We start from the raw sequence: 18974 nt of genomic DNA, 5'->3' as shown, positions 1-18974 counted from the left end.
CTCCTATATGTGATTTTATTTAATGTTTTGGTTTTGCTTAAGTTCTAATTTTTGATTAAGGTCAAGTAATTTTGATAAATAGGCGGCATAAAGTTTTTTTATGGCTTTTAGGTGTTCTTTTTCATGTTCGATAGTTTCATTTTCTATTGAAATATCAAGTCGTTCTAATTTTTTAATGTAAAATGGTATTCTATCTAGTGTAACTATAAAAAATTTACACATAGGGCATCCTATATCCTTATGAATACGGCATTCATTTTCTTTACAAAAACCACAACCATCATCCATAGTTTCATCTTTGCTAAAAGAGGAACTATCAGTAGTTTCTAATATTTGACCTTTAAGGTCTATATTGCCTATAATAATACCGTAGGTTGCTTCAACAAATAATTTGGATTCTTGATTATCGTAATAATGTTTAAGTTTTGTAGAACGCTTACCTCTAATTAAAATTTCTGTTTCTTGGTGGCTTAGACCATTCTCTACTGCATAGTCAATAGCTCTTGTTATACTTGTATCTCTAAGGTTTTCTGCTGTATATTCAGGCAATCCTATTTTTTTACATTGGCGTTTTAAAAAAGAATTAAATGTTGCAACCGTAATTGGCGTAACGCCTTTTATATTGGCGGATTGTATATAATGTAAAAAAACAAAGTTTTTATATTCTTTAGGTGCTTTACTTCTTAGAGGATCGGTTATTTTTATTGCTTCTTCTAAGTATCTGTAATCATATTTACTTATATGTTCTTTAGCCTTTTCTTTATTAGATGTTTTAGTTACAGCCTCGATATAATATTGTTCTTTTTTCATAGACTCTTTAATTGAATCGATAGTTATTGATAACAGATGACTTATTCTAAAGTTTGTTAATAATGCGAGTTTGAAAATTGTATAGTAAACATAATTCGTATCGTTATCATATGCAAGAGTTAATAAATGCTTATCTAACTTTTTCACTTCATCTTCTGGTATACTCTTACTACCTGGTGGAGTAGGATTACCAGCGTGAACAAGGTAATCAAATACTGCTAATTCAACATTGAAATACTTATTTTTTAGAAATTTTCTAATAGATTGTACTTTGTCATTATATACCCTAAGACTGTCTTTATTTGAGATATGGCCTAAGTATGAAAGTGCTTCTACTGTAGTTATTTCGTTGTAATTACTATTGTTTTTTATATTTAAAGTTTTATACTCATATATAAAGTTTAAAAATTTGATAATATTATAGAATTCTGATAGTCTGACAGGTAATGTTACAGTAGATTTCCAAAAAAAATCTTTTAAAAATGGTCTATACTCATTATATTCTATTTTAGTAAAATCAACTGTTTTATAGTCAGTTGAATTTAATCTAGTGGTAAATTCTTCTTGACCGTTAGGTCTGACTATCCATCTATCATCTGTCGGAAATGGTTCTGTTGGGTTTAAATCTACCAATCTAAAACCATCATTAAATTGGTTTATAAATTTTGGATGTTTTGTTATCCAAAATATATCAACAGGATCATTAGGTTTAAATATATCTTCGTATATTGAATGAAGATATATGTAAAACTTAACTAAATCTTTTAATTGTCTTTTATTTTTTTTATAAAAATCAAATTGTTTTTCAAATACTTTGAAGTTGAAATTAGAAATTTCTTTAAAACTAGAGAATTTATCATAACTTTTATAAAAATTTCTGGAAAAGTTAAAGTCGCTTTTCCCGCTCCTAGTACTAGTAAAATCAGACCTATAAAATCCATCTAATAATTTAACTAAAAATGGATTATCTAACTTGGTATCTATTATTAATTCGCCTGCTTTACGTACACCTTTTTTCTTATACGTATGGTTGCAGATGAAAAGATTTTTTAAATTGAAATTCTTATCAAAATACATGATACGATTTCTTTTTTCCTTAGATGAATTAAGTAGATTTAATATAATATCTGAATTTGTATCTATAAATGGGTCTTTGTATAAACTATTTTCGATTAAGTATATAACAAAGTTTAAGTTAAGTATTCCGAAGTACGTACTTAGATGTGCAGAATCTATACTTGATGATATATCGCAAATAGTTTCCCAGTTTAAAGTATCTAATTTTACGTTCTTATACATTGAAATGTAGGAATTTAAATACTTTTGCTGACCACTGTTTAACTCTACTTTACTATAAAAATCTAAAAGGGTATTCCTCATTTTGTCATCATCTATAATGTTAAATTTTTCGTACATTTTGAATTCAACTCCTTGTGAAATTTGTTATATGGAATAATTCATTAAAATATTATAATTCTTTAAGAGCATCTTCTAATGATTTAGAAAATCCATCATGAGCGGTAGCTCTATCATCATCAGTAGGTCTAAAGTATTTTTCTGCTGACTTTGATGATTTCTGTCTTAGACGGTCTGCAACTTGTTGAGATGTGTATTTTAATACTTTAACAAGAAACATGGCATGTCCATGTCTAAATCTATGATTTAAGTTATGTTCTCTTTTATTTTTGTCTACATCTAAACCACTTTTTTCTAAAATTTCTCTGATAATTTTATTCCAGGAAATTATATTTAGTGGTTTACCTACTTTATTGATAAAAATATACGAGTTATTTTCTAAAATAGGGAATCCATTTTTATCGGTGTTTGCTTTTTTATCTACTATATCGGTTTTTGCATATTTTCCTAAATTTTGCTTGAATAACTCTAAAGATTTATCATTTTTTTTCTTGATTTTATATTCTTCTTTAATCTCAGGATTTAAAATCTCATTAAAAAAATCATATTCTAGAATACTATCTTCAACTTCAAATTCATCTTCGTCTTCATTATTTTTAATATAACTATTCGGATTATGAAAAATATCTACATATTCCATTATTTTATCGTATAAAGAAATATCTATAGATGTCTTTCCGGTTCCTTGCTTGTATGTTTTAGTAATGTAGGCTCTTCTATTTTTTGGCTTTTCAAGATTTTTTGCTAATTGGTAATCTTTATCAGTAACTCTATTTCTAGTGTAAACAAAGGCTATTTTTTTTGTTTCTTTAGTATCTTGATTTTTATAAAATCCAGATTGAACATCTTCAATAGTTAAACCTAAAACTTCTCCTATTCTTAATCCTCCCTCATACATAAGTTTTACTATGCATTCTTCACGTATTGTATAATCTTTTGCTATAACAGCTAGTACTTTTTTATATTCATCAATAGATATATACATTGGAACTGTCTTGCTTTCATTTACACGTTCATTATGAACATAAGTGTTCTTTTCAACAAGGATATCAGCTCCGTACATGAATGTTTTTGTTGTTATAGGGGAGATTTTATGCAAATTACAATTTTCAATATTTAAAAATCCAGTATACCGTCTAAACATAGCTAAATAAGTGTTTATAGTACTGTTACTTCTATCTGTATTTAAATTAACAGTTACTAGGTTTCCTCTAGGCGAGTAGCCTCTTAGAAAGCATTTTAAAAGATTTATATTATCATCTGTTAATTCCCTTAAATCTAAATCAAATAGTTCTAAGAAACTATATAATATTCTAAGAGCAGTAATAGCTTGATATTTTGTATTTGGGGAACAATCTAAAAAATTATAATTTATAAATCTAAAAGCGTCCTTTATTGGATTCATATTACTATCATATAAAATAGAGTATTCAACTTTTTGGCGTGTTGAAGTTTCACATGTGATTTCAACAGTTTTAAGAAGAGTCTTTTCTCTAGAATCTTTATCTACTAAATATTTATAATAAATATTTTGTCTTGTGTCGGCTTCTTCTATTAAAATCATACTAATTCCTTTCTTCTATATATCTATGTAGTCTTTGTCGAATTATGTAGATTATTATAACACTAAATTATACAAAAATTAATATTATAATAAAAAAAATTAGATGTTAAAATATGGTTTTGTTATATGTATTAAATTGAAGATAATTCATTTAAAAATAAGGCTCTGTTAGATAATTTCGTGATTAGTAATACTCAAAATAGGTTATAATATAGATATTCACTATACTTTAAGAACTTTTATAGAAAGGATGCCTAAATATTATGCCAAAAGTAGATATAAATGCCATAGTTAAAGATTTAAATAAAGATGAATTAAAGAATTTAATTTCAATAGCACAAGGAGTTCTAAGTTCTCTGTTTAGTTCTGATGAAATTAAAGAAAACATTAAAGAAAGTAGATTTTCCAAGGGATATGAATGTCCTAAATGCCAATGTAAGGATGTTAATAAAAATGGTAAATCTAATGGTAGACAAAGATATCTATGCAAAAGATGTCGTTGCAACTTTGATGAGTTCACTTCTTCACCTTTCTCAAGTACTAAATTAGGACTAGATAAATGGCTCAAATACTGCGAATTAATGATATTAGGACTTTCTATAAGAGAGTGTGCTACTGAAATAGCAGTTGGAGTTAAAACCTCTTTTTATATGCGTCATAGGATTTTGGATGTTATTAACTTGTCACTTAGAAATGATACAGTAGATGGTATTGTAGAAGTAGACGAATTTTTTATTCGTCATTCGTACAAGGGAAATCATTCAAAAAGCACTACTTTTGAGATGCCTAGAGAGCCTAGAAAAAGAGGCAAAGGTAAAAATGATAAGAAGAAAAGAGGAATTTCTAGCGACCAATTATGTATTGAAACTGGAATTGACCGCAAAGGAAATATAGTTATGGGAGCAGTCTGCAATGGCAGAATTACAACTAATGAAATAGTTGGATTTTTTGATGGAAAATTAGGAGAGGATGTTACTTTTGTAGTTGATAGCCACAAATCTTATATGGGTATAAAGAAAGACCTAAATGTGGAATTAAAACAAGTTCCTAGAGGGAAATCTATGTTAGATAGCGTTTATCATCTTCAACATGTAAATGCTCTTCACCGTGGATTTAAGAGATGGCTAATGTCCTTTAATGGAGTGTCTAGTAAATATATCTCGAACTATTTGGCTTGGTTTAAATTCTTACAATTAAGCAAGAAGAACAAAAAGGGCGATAGAATCAAAGACATGTTGGTGAATGTAGCAACTAAAGAAACCTGTATAACTATAAATACTATTAGGAATAGATATGTGGAGTTGACTTAATACAAGTCATTCCACTTTACTTTAATGAAAGCATTTTGCAATTGGAAAATAATTGAATATTATGTATAATACAATCAAAGCTTAAAATTGTTATATGTTACAAAGTATAGGGAGGGGTATTTATGAATGATATAGATTTTAAATTGATTTATACGGCTTTAGGTTCTTTAATGCTTGTGTTATTACAGACTACTGTATTTCAAAATGCTATAGGACTTACAAGCTTGATAGGGATACCATATTTAGGAGATATAACATTTATATTAGTTAAAATACTTTCTTTTATAGGTGTTATTATATTTATAATTACATCTTTAAAATTAATATTTAAGGCTATGTTTTAAATAAGTGTTGAAAATGGATATTTTCAGACATATAGGTTATAATATAGATATATCAATGTTTCGGAGGTTATAGTATGCCAAGTATGAAGTCTATATTAACAGATATACAAACATTACCATTGAATCAAGTAGAGGAACTACTATCCTATTTAGAAGAATTTCTTGTATTAGGTTCTCAAGTAGGGCAAGTATGTGAAGAGGTTAAAGAGTTTAGATTTTCTAAGGGGAAAGTGTGTCCTCATTGTAATTCTGAATTGATATCAAGAAACGGTAAATATAATGGTAAACAAAGATATATCTGTAAAGATTGTAGAAAGACTTTTACTGATTTTACAAACTCTGCGACATATAGAAGTAAGAAATCTTTAGATAAATGGCTTAAATATGCCAAATGTATGATTATGGGGTTATCAATAAGAAAGTCTGCTAAAATTGTAGGCATTAACATAGCAACGAGTTTTTTCTGGAGGCATAAAATACTTGATTGTATAAGTGATTTTTTAGGTACTGGACACGTTGATGGAGTAATAGAAGCAGATGAAGTATTTTTTGCTGAGGGTTTCAAAGGCACAAGAGCTTGTAATATGCCAAGAAAGTCTCGTAAAAGAGGTAAAGAGATTAAAAAGAGAGGTATATCTAAGGAACAGATTTGTGTCGCTACAGCTTTAGATAGACAAGGGAATTTAATCATAGAGCCTTTATGTGAAGGCAGAATGACACACAAAGAACTTGAAAGGCTATATAAAGGACATATAGGAGAAAGTTCTATATTATGTACAGACAGTCACAAGTCATACAATAAATTTGCTTCAGACTTTAATTTAGACCATAAACGTATAAAAACAGGTAAGCATAAAGAAGGTATTTACCACATCCAACACATCAATAGCCTTCACAGTAATTTGAAGAAATGGATGGGTAGATTTAACGGTGTTGCAAGTAAACATATCGTTTGATTATCAAGAGTAAACTAAAAAAATATTGAAAAAACTTAGTTGTAACATATTATATATGTATATTATGTTATAATAAAAAAATCCATTTAATTATTAGGCTATGTTTTAACACAATGTTAGAATTAGATAAATTTTGAATAATAAAAAATCAAGAGTTATATGAATAATCAAATACAACTCTTGATTTAGTTCGCATTATATTAAAATTATTTACTATATCTTATATACAATTTATTCTAAATTAACCCTAAATCTGGATAAAGGATTAGACTCTTCTCCATAATTTTTACAAACTAAAATATCAATATATTTAGGTATTTGACCAATATCTACTAATTCATTTATTTGAGTATATATTTTATTTTTACCTTCAATTCCTGTAGACATATTTAGTACTCTGCCCTTATCATCATATACTATTATAAAATTATCATGAGTATTTCCTAGAGATGGTTGGAAAGGAAGTTCCATTTTAACTTCAATATATGTATAGGTTACATCAACTTTTTTCAAAATATAGTCCCCATCTTTTTCATCTAAAGTTATACTCTTTATACTATCATCTATAGACTTTATATTAAAATCAAAATAGTGTTTTTGTCCAATTGCCTTTGATAAATCATATTCATCTATTTTAAAATTTATTTTAAAGTTTGCATCCTCTACATCATTATTTGTATCAAGCTCTATTAAATAACTAAGGTTAATAGTATTTTTATCAATAAAATCAACAATTCCAGCCGAATAACTATAGCCATCTTGCTTAACTCCATTTATATACATTTCTAAATCATCAATATACATTTGCTTTACACCATCACCATAAGGAGAATCACCAACTGCTTTTTTATATTTACTTTTATTAAATGGTTCATCTGTTTTTAGAGTCATATCTAGATAAATTTTCTTCTTATCATACATTGCTTTATCTATAGTAATTTTTAAGCCATCAGCTTTACTAGACACATCTATAGGTGTTGCCATAAGTTTATTCTTTTTATACTCTGCCTTTTCTTTTTCTAATTGTGGATACATATTTGGGTCATACTCAACGATATCTTCACTATTAATATTTTCTTTTATTTTATCCAACATAGTTTCAAATTCTGGTAATCTTATTTTTAAATTATCTGCTAAAGAAGGATTAGCCACACTAATTCCAACTACTATAATTCCTATAACTGCTATACTTTCTATTAATCTATTATTTATTTTTCTTTTTTTCTTATATCTCTGCGATGACTTTAATTTTTCTTCCATTTTTAATTTTAGTTTCTCATTATTATTAGTTTCCACTTGTTCATATTTTTCTGTATCTACCTTAATTTTATTAAAAATTCTAAAGTTATCCATTATACTCTCACTACTCCTATTTTAAAATACTTTCCCTAATTTTATTCCTACCTCTAGATAGTCGACTATGTAAATTCGATACATTTGTATTATTATCTATAGCTATTTTTTCTAGCTTTTCACCATTTAAGTAATACCTCATAAAAAGTTCTTTATCCTTATCATTTAATGAGTTCAGTAGTTCATCAATTTCTTCTTGTATTTCTAATTTATATAAATTTACATCTATATAAGAAAGATTATGATTTAGTTCTTCGTTTATCTTAGATATATATTTTCTTTTGTAATCAATCGCCTTATACTTAGCAATTGCACATATCCAATTTTTAAAAGAACTTTCTTTATCATTAAATCCATCTATATTTTCCCAAATTGCAAAAAGTACATCACTTATACATTCCTCTTCATAATTTAAAACTGGATTAATATGTTTTCTAATTATTGATGTTAATAATCCGTTATAAGTATCTATTAACATCTCCATCCCCTTTGGATTGCATCTTTTTATATATTTAATTATAAATTTATCCGTCAAAATATTTTCCTCCCCATAAAAGCTTTTATATTAGTTAATACGAAGTTTATCATAAAAAACTGACATAATATAAAAATAAATAATAATTTTAATAAAAAAAGTAGGAGGATACCTATTGATATACTCCTACTTTTTGTTCGCATTATATAACAATTGCGAAGTAAACAGTTATAATATAATTATATTATAACTGTTTATACATACCAGCATAATTAACTTTAAGTTGTTCTTTTAATTTTTTATTTTCTTCTTCTAGTTTTTTTTCCTTTCTTCTAAGACTTTCTATTATTGCATCTTTGTTGTTATCATCCATTTCCCTTTTTACTTGGGCTCGAGTGGATACCTTAGACTCTTGTAATCTGAGGAATTCTATTCTTTCTTTTATTTGAATATTATTGTATAACGTAGCTTTAGTAACTCCACTTTCATTAGCTGTTTGTAAACAAGTTCCATAAGGTGTATCCATAGCATTTAGCTTATGATTAATCCATAACATATCAAGTATATCATTAGATATTTCATTGTTATTTTCTTCTTTCAACTGAGTACTTTCATCAAAGCTAAATATACCTTGTTTTATAGCATTATCAAATACTTTACGCTTAGTATCATCAAGTAATTTTGCATATCTCATAGTCATTTCAGGGGATGCATGAGCTAATAATTCTTGAACTGTAAGTATATCAGCTCCACCATTTAACATTTTAACTGCAAAAGTATGGCGTAATGCATGATTTTTATAATGAAATACTGAACCATTTTCATCTGTAATATTATTTTCTCTAATAAAATTGTTTATGCTCTGACTTACCCAACCTTGTAAATAAGGTTTCCCTTTTCTTGAACCTTCATATCTGTCTCCTTATTGTTTTTTATGTTGAATTTATTATATAACATATTGTACATATTATACTATTTGTAATTTATACCTTTAATAATTATAATATGTAAAAAAATATCAGATATAAAGTAACATGCTATACTTATTATCCGATATTTATTATACTATATTTAATCAAACTATATGCAATGGTTTAAATGGCTAAGCATATTTGAAACTGACAGAGATTCTATTAAAACTAAGAATTTTATTGTACAAAGTAATGTGGCATACTCTTATACTAAGATAAAGGATTTTAAATTAAGAACACCAAAGTTTATGTAGTGGTAAAAATAATGCTATAATAAAAGCAAGTACGCAATTGTTATATAATGCGAAATATGTACACTTGTGATAATACATATAAATAGGAATTTGTAAGGGGGATAAACAAATGAAACCAAAAGGTAAAAAAGTAATTATAATGATAGGGTTATCCGTATTAATTGGAGCAACTATAATTAAAGTTACAGGCTTTCAATATGCAGGACCAGATGTAAGGGCCATATTTACAACAGAAGATATTAAAGAATAATATTAATATAATGCGAACGAAAAGTAGGAGTTATCAATTGGTATACCCCTACTTTTTTATTATTGAAATTGTTCCTAATATCAACATTGACTTAAAACATAGCCATATTTAAAAATATCAATAATTAGTAACATACTACTAATTATTATTTTAAAATATAAAAATGCTAGAAATTGATAAGAATATCAATAGTTCTAGCATTTTTATTTACTATTTATCACAAATTATCTAACAGAGCCAAAAATAAAAAAGTAGACGAAAAACAAAATTATAATAATATTATTAGGTGTAGTTGGTGTAATTAGAAATGCAATAAAAATAGACAAAAAATAAAATTATAGTAAAATGATTTAATGTAATATATGTAATTACAAATGGTATTTATATACAATTAAATAGATAAAGGAGTTTCAAAATAAATATAAAAAATATGTGTAAAATTTAATAAAACATTAAAAATAAGTGTCTAATTTGCTAAAAAAGATAAAATGAGTGATTTAAGGGCTTGTAAGTATTGAAAAATACACAAAGTAGAAAAACTTTACAAAATTAAAAATTATAATAAGCTTTAGCACATTTTCCACATCCTACACATTTTTCTAGGTTAATTTTTGCAAATACACCTTGTTCTATGCTTATAAGGTTTAGTGGACATTCTTTTATACAAGTTCCACAAGCTACACAGTGATTTGTATCTATAATTGCCTTTTTTCTTATTTTCATAATTATTCCCTCCTATATTTCTTATAGAAGTATTATATTAATTTTTAATTTTTAGTTCTGTGACTTTGTCACATTCAAATAATTTATTTGTAAAATAAAAAATGACCTATAATAGGTCATTAAAGAAATTATACAGAAAAAGGTTGTTTCAGCTATGTTAGCCAACTTTATGATAAATATCAAATAAAAATAACTCTATCATAGTTATTTCAATATATACTAAGATAGAGTTATTAATTTTACACTAATCAATATTACATTATAAATAATAATTCTTCATTTTATATATAAATTTTTCATCATTAGAATAAATATCAACGCCTCTATCATCATATAAAAAGAATACATTTTTAGTTTTATTGTCTATAATATATACTGCACCATCTAAAACTGTATCTTCACCTATATCAGAAAGAATTATTTTCCTAAAGAGTGATTTACTATCTATTTTGTTAGTAACCCAGATATATCGTGTTGCCTTAAATTTTTCACCTTCATCGTTCCATTCAAAAGAATAAACAAAACAAGTTGGTGAATTTAAGCAATTTTCTATAAACTCCTTTTCTCCTTTATGATAAGTATTATATTTATCTTCAAATAAAACAATCAAATCATTTGAAAAATTACACTTATCCCATATATTTTGTGCTGATTTAGCACACAAATCCACATATTCTGGCCTAAAATTTAATTCTTCATTTTCACTGTAAGCCATCTCGTAATATGGTGATTCATTTACTTCCAAATCAAACGAAATACAAATTTTATTTTTATTAAGTTGTTTATTAGTTAGGCTATTTACATATAAATCCACTAAATCCCCTCCTTTTTATTAAAATTCATATTCATAATATATAATAACTGTTAACTTTGATTATATTATACAGCTTATTGAATTGTTTACTAACTAAAAATAGAAGAATTAAATATATAAGCATAATATGCTACTATAGTCATTATTTTAATTTCATTCACAGTTTTAATTATATTATCAGTATATTAAGATGTATCATTAACTTAATTAATACTGTATTCGAAAATATATGTTTTTTTGAACAGTTAAAAAAACTATACAATTTACTTCACATTAAAAAACAAATCAACTAAATATTACGCTCATTTTCTCTGCAAATATCAATTTGTTTCACCTTTATTTTCAGTTAAATTTAATGAATATTCTCCACAGGAAATAATCAATGTATCATGCTGTGTGTTATCTGCATATTTTGTAAAACTTTTTACTAAATGACCAGTTTCATTGTTATCAAATATTACTTCATAAAGTGTTGATTTACTGTCTTCATCGATTATTTTACAGTTTCCAATCCATTCATCGCCTGTATCTTTATCTGTAATAGTAATAGAAGATTCTTGTAAAATACAGACAATATTTTTAATAGTAGCATTTTGATAAATATCTTTATTTTTATTTGAACAATAAATAACTCCTCCACCTTTACCTTGAATATAATCCATATTCCAAATTGTTTTCTGATTAGCCCTACTACATCCGCTTATACAAATACAAGAAACAAACAGCATAATAACTGTAATTAACTTTTTCATTGATTTGTCCCCCTTGGCCAAATATAAATAATATTTGTTTCAAATTTTATAATAATTGTTAATTTAATTATAGCAGAATGTATTATTTGATAAGTGTCTATTAAAACAGATGTTTTCGTGTACGCTCGTTTCTATAATATTTTGTAATTTTTTACTTTTTTGGATGCATTGATATTACCATAATCTCTCTACATATTTTCAATCAATGCAAATTCCTTGTAATTAAAAAATACCTTAAAATAACTATAAAAGTTATCCTAAGGTATTTTATTATTTCATTGTATATAGATTTATTTTGTCGTATAAATCACTAGGCACTATGTACCATACACTAGTTTCTCCTATATCCCTTCTGGCAAAGACTTTATCTTTACTACATAATCCTAGTCTATTTCCATCATTATCTTTTATAAATAAGTCTGGCTCTAAATCTATATCATTTTCTCCATTCCATCTAGCTATATTTATAGAATTAAGTTCTTCCATTAACTCATATTTTTCATATATATCATCTATTAATACACTTTTTTTATTATTTATATTTTCTATAGTTATTTCTACATCTTCATAATTTTCTTCACTAGAAGATATTTCATAGTTTGTTAGGTAGTATTTGTAATCTATGTCACTCCATGAGCCTTCACTTACTTTTTCCATAGGAATATACATAATACAACTAGCATTAATTATCTCACTATTAGGATATAGTTTATCCGTTGAATAATCAGCTAAATTAACTATATATGTTTTTTCATTTTCTATATAACTTAAGTTATTTTCATATTTTATAGTGTAAATATCTGCTTTATCATATTTTTTTAACTCTATATTATCTATAGTTTCTAATAGTTCTTCAGTTGTCGTGTTAAATTCACCAAATTCATGCTCTACAATCTGACCTTTACTACTTATTTTGCTTTGTTTTACAGAATAATCACCATTATATATTCCTATACTTACAAATTTATTTTTTTCTTTATCTTCTATATTCATATCTAGTAATTTTATTTTTTTGTTATTATCATATTTTACTTCAAAATTTATTATATTCGTATCTAACGATAATCCTAATTCATTTTTTATTGTTTCATAGTCTTCTTTTAATGTATCCATAGATATATTTTTTATATCAAATTTCATATCTCTATACTCTACAGAATCATATATGATATTACTTAATACGGTTAAATATAGCATTGAAACTCCAAGGATTGTTGCTTTTTTCTTTATAATACTATTTGGTCTTTCTTTATTTTTTAATAAAAACCAATATAATAAAAATCCTGCTGGTATTATTATTGGATACCAGTTAAATGCAAATTCTAATCTAAATCCCCCAAGTATAAAAAATCCTACTAATTTTAAAGCTAGGTATTTTTCATTTTCTTCTTTTTTATAATATATATGTATTAGATATGCTATTATAGCTCCCCAAAATATTAAATTTATCATACCACTTTCTTCTGCAAACTCTATAAATTTGTATATATACTCCACATAACCCCTCCATACTCTTTGTCATATATATGATATATTAATTTTAATTATATATGGTAAAGATTTGATTACAAAATAATTCCTAATTTATTTACATAAGTTATACCCCCACGTCGTTTTTTCTTACCCCATCATTTATTACTAGAAATACAATTAAAAATAGATTTATTGAACTAACTTAAAATAAGGAATTTTACTTCAAATTAATGAAACTATTTTGCAATTGGAAAATAATTTAATATTATGTACAATATAATCAAAGTTCACAATTTCTATATAATACGAACTATAACATTAGGTTATTTAGGGAGGGGTATGCATGAAAAAAATAGCAACAATACTATTATTAATAATGATGTCAACAATGCTTGTTACTGGTTGCTCTAGCTCAAAAAATCCAAGCGGCTTATATCTAAGTAATTGTCCTGATAATATGAATGGAATGGGGAAAAAATACTTTGTAAACAATTTGAAAAATGGAAATTATGAAGTTGAATTTAGTGCTAAGGAATATGAATATGGTATTCTAAAAAAAGAACATAAATTATATGAATCATCTATAGAACATAATGGCAAAAATAATATCTTAAAAATAGGAGTCATAGATGGGAATGAAATAGGTTCTTATTATCTTAAATCAATAATTAACGATACTGAATCTACAGGTTATAATTTGGATTTTTTAAAAGAAGGTTATAATACAGGAATAGCTCTATCTATCTTAAATAAAAACAAATCTTTTGATTTAGACAACGAAGTTGCCATAGCTTTATATAGTATCGGCGGAGAAAATAGGAACACTAGTAGCTTAAACATTGATGAAGAATTTGAGATAAGCAATAATAATCTAAAAGATTTAGTAGTATATATAAAATTACATAAAACTAGCTAATAAAAAAATAGCTGGATATATTGGTATTACTAAATATCCAGCTATTTTTATGCTTAGTTTATCACACAATTGCTTAATAAAGCCTAAACTTATTAAATACTATCTTTGTATATTTTCACTATATTTAAAAGTCAAACCTTTATCTGTAGATAAAAAATTGATTACTTTATCACTATCCCTAAGTTTTACAGGAAGCATTATAATATCATTTTCAAATTTAAGATTAAGAGGAGTTGCATAGTCATCTATATAATCATTAGGAAGTTTTATATCGAGCTTTTCCCAAGTACTACCTGAATCCTCAGTTCTATATACAGTTGGATTGTTATCACTTTCATACCTAAATCCAACAAAACCTATATTCTTATCTAAAAATCCTACTCCTGTAATTATCCTTGGATAAACTTCATTTGTATTTCCAATTTCCTTATAAGTTTTACCACCATCATCAGTTATGTATATGTAACTATATTGCTTACCCATAGCAACATCAGTAGTTATGACACAATATCCTATGTCTTGACTGCTAAATCCTATAAATAAATCTCCATCTTGGTAAGCACCCTCTAACTTGATTTCATTCCAAGTTTTCCCCTTGTCATCTGTAACAATAATTAATATATCCGAGTTAAAATTTGATATAAAGGCTGTTTTTTTATGACTTATATAATAAGTATTTTCTTTTAATTTATTATTATCAAAATCAAAAATCGAAAGCAAATACTCATTAGGTATTGGTACACTCACCCAATTTTTCTTTTTATCATAGCTTAATTTTAGACCATTTGAAGTCATTTGATAGTATATTCCTAATATTTTTTTAGTTTCATTTATATCTATTTCTTCTTTTATTTCACTTAATCCCTCTTTTTGTTTTTGTTTATTTGAGTAATTAACCACTTTTAAACCATTGCTATCTACCATATTGCCTTCATCAATCAATGTGTAATCTCCATTATTATCTTTTTTGATTCTCATTTTATGATGTGATGATGTAAAATCTTTTTCATCATTTACATCCACATCTACATCAAAGTAAACCATTGCCATAAACTCATTTTTATCCCCTGCTACTATTACTGTTTCTTTGTTTGTGTAAACTGCTTTCATCCCTTTTTCTTCGTATGAGGCTTCACCTTTTTTTATATATTCATTAAAAAAGTTATTTGTAACATCTATTAAGCTATCCATTTCTTGCTTTTTATATATTGTATAACCTACTCTAAATAAACACGCTATAATGATTATTGATATTATAATTATTATAATCTTTATACTCTTTTTCATATTTCACCTACCTTAAATATTCACTTTTTTGTTTTATAAGATTGATAAATTGATTTTTTATCTCCTCACTTTCAAAGGAATTTAAAGGTAGTAGTATTATAGGATTTATCTTTTGTATACAAATAACTAATACATTATCCTCTTCATAAATATTATCAATAGCTTTTATATTGTATTCACAATATGATTTTTCACCTTTATGTATAATAATATCATTCTTTACTTCTATCAATTTAGGACCTATTGTACTATTTCTTGCTTCTATTAGCTTATCAATTAATTTTTGTATGTTTTTTTTAGACATTATGTTCAGAAGTATTGTTGTTATTATAGTCATTGTTGCTAGAATTGATATTACAGCTATGTATAATGTAATTTCTATATTATAAAAGCTAGACATTTCATTGATAAAGAAAAAAGTAATTCCCATTAGTGTTAGCATAGTTAATGTAAGTGTGAATACATCTTTTCTTAAAGCATACTTTCTACTTTTTTCATACCCCTTAATATAATCTTCACGATTATTTGTATATTTTATTTCCACCATATCCCCCCTATTTTTATTAATCATTATAAAAGATTATAGTTGTTAAATATATTCCCTTTTTATATCTCTAAATAATTATTTTATTTTAATATCTTTAAAGTTCTTATTATATTTATAATATATTAATTTTTACTATATATGGTTAAAATCTAATTACAAAATACTATCGAATTTATATGAATGAGTTATACCCCACGTCGTTTTTTCTTACCCCACCTTTTTAGCTTTAGTTTGTTTATTTCTAATAAAAAATTCACTTCGTTCATGTCGCCAACGACTTCGTCCATTGCTCAAAAATCTTTTTTACGCTCAAAACCTAGTGTATTGATATACCTGTATTTAATAATTTATACACAATTTTTGTATTAAATATAATTTCTTTAAGCGTAAAAAAGCCCTTGTAATTTACAAGGGTTTATATTTTCTATTTATTTTTCTAAGCACCGTTAATACTTACCTCATAGTTTTTGTTCATAACTTTATATGATTTTTTCATAAGTTTAATTCCAATAAACAAAGTAATTAGTTCTGCAAAAGGTACACTCATCCATATACCATTTATTCCAAATATAGTAGGTAATGTAAATATACCTGTAATTATAAATATTAAACCTCTACATGAAGCTACTATTACTGATTCTTTAGCATATCCTATAGCTGTAAAGTATCCAGAATTAACTATATTAAATCCATTTATAAAGAATGCAAATGCATATATCTTTGCTCCTACAGATGCTATATTTAATATTTCTTCATTTCCATTTACAAATATATTAACTAAATTTCTTCCAAAGAAGAATAATGAAGTAAATATTATTATTCCTATAGTTATTATAACTTTGTCAGATAATTTCATTATAGCTTTTACTCTATCAAATTTCTTACTTCCATAATTGTAGCTAACTATAGGCCCTATACCATCAGATATACCAAACATTGAAAGTATGCCAAATTGAGCTACATAATTTATAGCAGTAAAAGCTGCTACACCTGTCTCTCCTGCTATATTCATAAATGCCATGTTGAATAAATATGCACTAGTGGCTGTGGCTATTGAATTTATTCCTTCTGATGAACCATTATATATTACTGGAAATATTACAGATTTATCAAACTTTCCAACAAATACGTTTATAATGTTTTTTTTATTTAATGCAGGCCACACTACAACTAAAAATGCTAAAGAGTATGCTAATCCTGTGGCAGTTGCCGCTCCTACAATTCCAAGTTTTAACTTATATATTAATGTATAGTTTAATGTTATATTTGCAAATAAACTTAATATAGAACCATAAAAGTAAAGTTGAGGTTTTTCCATTATTCTTCCTGAAAAACCAAATAAAAACATTAAAGACATTGGTATTGTAAATACTGAAAGTGTCTTGATATATAAAGAAACATCTTTTAATAATATATCACTAGCACCTAATATATATGCTATTTGTGAGTTCATTGTAAATCCAACTACCGTTATACCAAATCCAAAAACTAATATAAATATCATAGCTGTCTTAAATATATTTTGTGTCTTAGCTACATTACCATCTCCTAAACTAAGCCCCATATAACTTTGTGATCCTATACTCATTATCATAGATAAAGCTATTATAACTTGCATAAATGGTGCTGCTATATTCACACTAGCCATTGCGTTTGGTCCTAGTACATTTCCTACAAATATTCCATCTACAACTGCCTGCATGCCTGTAATTACCATAGCTATTATAGCTGGTATAGAATATTTTATAAATAATCTAGGTATTTTTTCACTACCTAATATATTCTCTTGCATATTATCCCCTCCTAATCTATCAATTTTTATATTTGTTAATACAAGATAAACTATATATGAATTACTTTCTTTGTATAATAATAAAGTCTTGACCAACTCAATAGTCAAGACTTTATCTAATATTTTCTATATATATTTTTACGAAGTATATATTTTTTTTACTCTTTTTTAATAGTGTAAATAAACATTCCATAAATACATTTATATTTTTTTCTATTTTTTTATCTTTATAAATTTCTTCTATACATTCTTCTATAAACTTTTCTATGTTAGATGCAGTATCTTTTCGAGTTAATAAAATATAATTTCCTCTATATTTAATTTTTTCGTATTTTGCATCATTACTAATGGCTTCATTATCTAGTTCAAACCCAATTATATTTTCATTAAAAAATATATTTTTAATTTTTAATATTAGATTTTTTTTATTTAAAAATTCACCAAAGTAGTTATAATCATTTTGATTAAAATATATAATATCTTTTTCTATATATACCTCTTCAAATTTTTCTTTTGTCTTATTAGAAAAGTTTTTCATTTGAGTTGTTACATCTATAGAGTGTTGTACTTCATCTTTTAATTTTGTCAAATACTCTATTTTTTCTTCTAACAACTTTTTGTGATTTTTAAATAACTCTATGTAACTACTTTCATCTTCCTTTTTTATAATTTCTTTTATATCTTTTATTGGTATTTCTAGTTGTTTTGCTACTAATATTATCTCAAGCAATTCTATTTCCCTTATTGTGTAATATCTGTATCCATTATCTTTTTTTAAACTTGGCTTTAATAGGTCTATTTTATCGTAATATCTTAGTGTGTCATGACTTATGTTATACATTTTAGCCACTTGTCCTATAGTAAATATCAAAATAATCTCCTCCAAAACTTTCCTTTATTATTAATTTATTTTATCACACATCTAACTATATTATTTTAATATAGTTTTTTACTTTATATAAAATAA

The 18974-nt window shown here is 25.6% G+C and carries 16 protein-coding genes and 3 pseudogenes; 6 read left to right on the top strand and 13 right to left on the bottom strand.

The window, feature by feature from the left end; genetic code table 11:
- Window positions 1–15 precede the first annotated feature (15 nt).
- Window positions 16–2226: a tyrosine-type recombinase/integrase gene (locus I1959_RS05540; protein ID WP_195237357.1), complete on the bottom strand. Its 2211-nt coding sequence runs from the start codon at window positions 2224–2226 to the stop codon at window positions 16–18.
- 52 nt (window positions 2227–2278) lie between these two features.
- Window positions 2279–3790 carry a tyrosine-type recombinase/integrase gene (locus tag I1959_RS05535; protein WP_195237355.1) on the bottom strand — a complete coding sequence of 504 codons (1512 nt, stop codon included), beginning with the start codon at window positions 3788–3790 and terminating at the stop codon, window positions 2279–2281.
- Between the two features lie 263 nt (window positions 3791–4053).
- On the opposite strand from I1959_RS05535, the gene I1959_RS05530 reads away from it, so the two are divergent.
- From I1959_RS05530 to I1959_RS05520, 3 genes and pseudogenes are all read left to right on the top strand, one after another.
- Window positions 4054–5100 (top strand): IS1595 family transposase, encoded by a 1047-nt coding sequence (locus tag I1959_RS05530; protein ID WP_195237349.1) that lies wholly within the window; start codon window positions 4054–4056, stop codon window positions 5098–5100.
- A gap of 122 nt (window positions 5101–5222) precedes the next feature.
- Window positions 5223–5444, top strand: a complete 222-nt coding sequence (locus I1959_RS05525) for a hypothetical protein (RefSeq protein WP_195237348.1) — start codon at window positions 5223–5225, stop codon at window positions 5442–5444.
- Window positions 5445–5518: 74 nt separating this feature from the next.
- Window positions 5519–6394, top strand: a pseudogene (locus I1959_RS05520) (IS1595 family transposase); the annotation flags it as partial.
- Between the two features lie 237 nt (window positions 6395–6631).
- Here I1959_RS05520 and I1959_RS05515 read toward each other — a convergent pair.
- The 3 genes and pseudogenes from I1959_RS05515 to I1959_RS15870 all read right to left on the bottom strand — a co-directional run.
- Window positions 6632–7753 (bottom strand): DUF4179 domain-containing protein, encoded by a 1122-nt coding sequence (locus I1959_RS05515; protein ID WP_195237347.1) that lies wholly within the window; start codon window positions 7751–7753, stop codon window positions 6632–6634.
- A 16-nt stretch (window positions 7754–7769) separates the two neighbouring features.
- Window positions 7770–8288 (bottom strand): sigma-70 family RNA polymerase sigma factor, encoded by a 519-nt coding sequence (locus I1959_RS05510; RefSeq protein ID WP_195237346.1) that lies wholly within the window; start codon window positions 8286–8288, stop codon window positions 7770–7772.
- A gap of 184 nt (window positions 8289–8472) precedes the next feature.
- Window positions 8473–9114: pseudogene (locus I1959_RS15870) on the bottom strand (tyrosine-type recombinase/integrase); the annotation flags it as partial.
- 189 nt (window positions 9115–9303) lie between these two features.
- On the opposite strand from I1959_RS15870, the pseudogene I1959_RS05500 reads away from it, so the two are divergent.
- Window positions 9304–9453, top strand: a pseudogene (locus I1959_RS05500) (IS1595 family transposase); the annotation flags it as partial.
- A 109-nt stretch (window positions 9454–9562) separates the two neighbouring features.
- On the top strand, window positions 9563–9703 hold the full coding sequence (locus tag I1959_RS05495) for a hypothetical protein (RefSeq protein WP_195237345.1): 141 nt from the start codon (window positions 9563–9565) through the stop codon (window positions 9701–9703).
- Window positions 9704–10252: 549 nt separating this feature from the next.
- Here the strand turns inward: I1959_RS05495 and I1959_RS05490 are convergent.
- From I1959_RS05490 to I1959_RS05475, 4 genes are all read right to left on the bottom strand, one after another.
- Window positions 10253–10426, bottom strand: coding sequence for a DUF362 domain-containing protein (locus I1959_RS05490; RefSeq protein ID WP_195237343.1), 174 nt, complete (start codon window positions 10424–10426; stop codon window positions 10253–10255).
- A 259-nt stretch (window positions 10427–10685) separates the two neighbouring features.
- On the bottom strand, window positions 10686–11240 hold the full coding sequence (locus tag I1959_RS05485) for a DUF3885 domain-containing protein (RefSeq protein ID WP_195237341.1): 555 nt from the start codon (window positions 11238–11240) through the stop codon (window positions 10686–10688).
- Window positions 11241–11560: 320 nt separating this feature from the next.
- On the bottom strand, window positions 11561–11992 hold the full coding sequence (locus I1959_RS05480) for a hypothetical protein (protein ID WP_195237339.1): 432 nt from the start codon (window positions 11990–11992) through the stop codon (window positions 11561–11563).
- Between the two features lie 270 nt (window positions 11993–12262).
- The gene (locus I1959_RS05475; protein ID WP_195237337.1) at window positions 12263–13489 is read right to left on the bottom strand and encodes a hypothetical protein; all 1227 of its coding nucleotides are present in this window, start codon (window positions 13487–13489) and stop codon (window positions 12263–12265) included.
- 319 nt (window positions 13490–13808) lie between these two features.
- Here I1959_RS05475 and I1959_RS05470 point away from each other — a divergent pair, with 319 nt between their 5' ends.
- Window positions 13809–14381: a hypothetical protein gene (locus I1959_RS05470; protein WP_195237335.1), complete on the top strand. Its 573-nt coding sequence runs from the start codon at window positions 13809–13811 to the stop codon at window positions 14379–14381.
- 99 nt (window positions 14382–14480) lie between these two features.
- Here the strand turns inward: I1959_RS05470 and I1959_RS05465 are convergent, their stop codons facing one another.
- The 4 genes from I1959_RS05465 to I1959_RS05450 form a co-directional block, all read right to left on the bottom strand.
- Window positions 14481–15668 (bottom strand): WD40/YVTN/BNR-like repeat-containing protein, encoded by a 1188-nt coding sequence (locus I1959_RS05465; RefSeq protein ID WP_195237334.1) that lies wholly within the window; start codon window positions 15666–15668, stop codon window positions 14481–14483.
- A 7-nt stretch (window positions 15669–15675) separates the two neighbouring features.
- On the bottom strand, window positions 15676–16212 hold the full coding sequence (locus tag I1959_RS05460) for a hypothetical protein (RefSeq protein WP_195237333.1): 537 nt from the start codon (window positions 16210–16212) through the stop codon (window positions 15676–15678).
- Between the two features lie 439 nt (window positions 16213–16651).
- Window positions 16652–18007, bottom strand: a complete 1356-nt coding sequence (locus I1959_RS05455; protein WP_195237332.1) for an MATE family efflux transporter — start codon at window positions 18005–18007, stop codon at window positions 16652–16654.
- 112 nt (window positions 18008–18119) lie between these two features.
- The gene (locus I1959_RS05450) at window positions 18120–18878 is read right to left on the bottom strand and encodes a MerR family transcriptional regulator (protein ID WP_195237331.1); all 759 of its coding nucleotides are present in this window, start codon (window positions 18876–18878) and stop codon (window positions 18120–18122) included.
- Window positions 18879–18974: the final 96 nt, after the last annotated feature.

Source organism: Romboutsia sp. 1001285H_161024_C4 (genome assembly GCF_015550185.1).
Lineage (GTDB): Bacteria > Bacillota > Clostridia > Peptostreptococcales > Peptostreptococcaceae > Romboutsia_C > Romboutsia_C hominis.
Note: the sequence above shows the minus strand (reverse complement) of the source record. Positions and strands in the feature narration are given on the sequence as shown.

Bases quoted from the DNA above. Each gene is read 5' to 3' on its own strand.
- I1959_RS05470 (WP_195237335.1), top strand. From the start codon at position 13,809: ATGAAAAAAATAGCAACAATACTATTATTAATAATGATGTCAACAATG.
- I1959_RS05535 (WP_195237355.1), bottom strand. From the start codon at position 3,790: ATGATTTTAATAGAAGAAGCCGACACAAGACAAAATATTTATTATAAA.
- I1959_RS05525 (WP_195237348.1), top strand. From the start codon at position 5,223: ATGAATGATATAGATTTTAAATTGATTTATACGGCTTTAGGTTCTTTA.
- I1959_RS05465 (WP_195237334.1), bottom strand. From the start codon at position 15,668: ATGAAAAAGAGTATAAAGATTATAATAATTATAATATCAATAATCATT.
- I1959_RS05490 (WP_195237343.1), bottom strand. From the start codon at position 10,426: ATGAAAATAAGAAAAAAGGCAATTATAGATACAAATCACTGTGTAGCT.
- I1959_RS05530 (WP_195237349.1), top strand. From the start codon at position 4,054: ATGCCAAAAGTAGATATAAATGCCATAGTTAAAGATTTAAATAAAGAT.
- I1959_RS05495 (WP_195237345.1), top strand. From the start codon at position 9,563: ATGAAACCAAAAGGTAAAAAAGTAATTATAATGATAGGGTTATCCGTA.
- I1959_RS05480 (WP_195237339.1), bottom strand. From the start codon at position 11,992: ATGAAAAAGTTAATTACAGTTATTATGCTGTTTGTTTCTTGTATTTGT.
- I1959_RS05540 (WP_195237357.1), bottom strand. From the start codon at position 2,226: ATGTACGAAAAATTTAACATTATAGATGATGACAAAATGAGGAATACC.
- I1959_RS05455 (WP_195237332.1), bottom strand. From the start codon at position 18,007: ATGCAAGAGAATATATTAGGTAGTGAAAAAATACCTAGATTATTTATA.
- I1959_RS05515 (WP_195237347.1), bottom strand. From the start codon at position 7,753: ATGGATAACTTTAGAATTTTTAATAAAATTAAGGTAGATACAGAAAAA.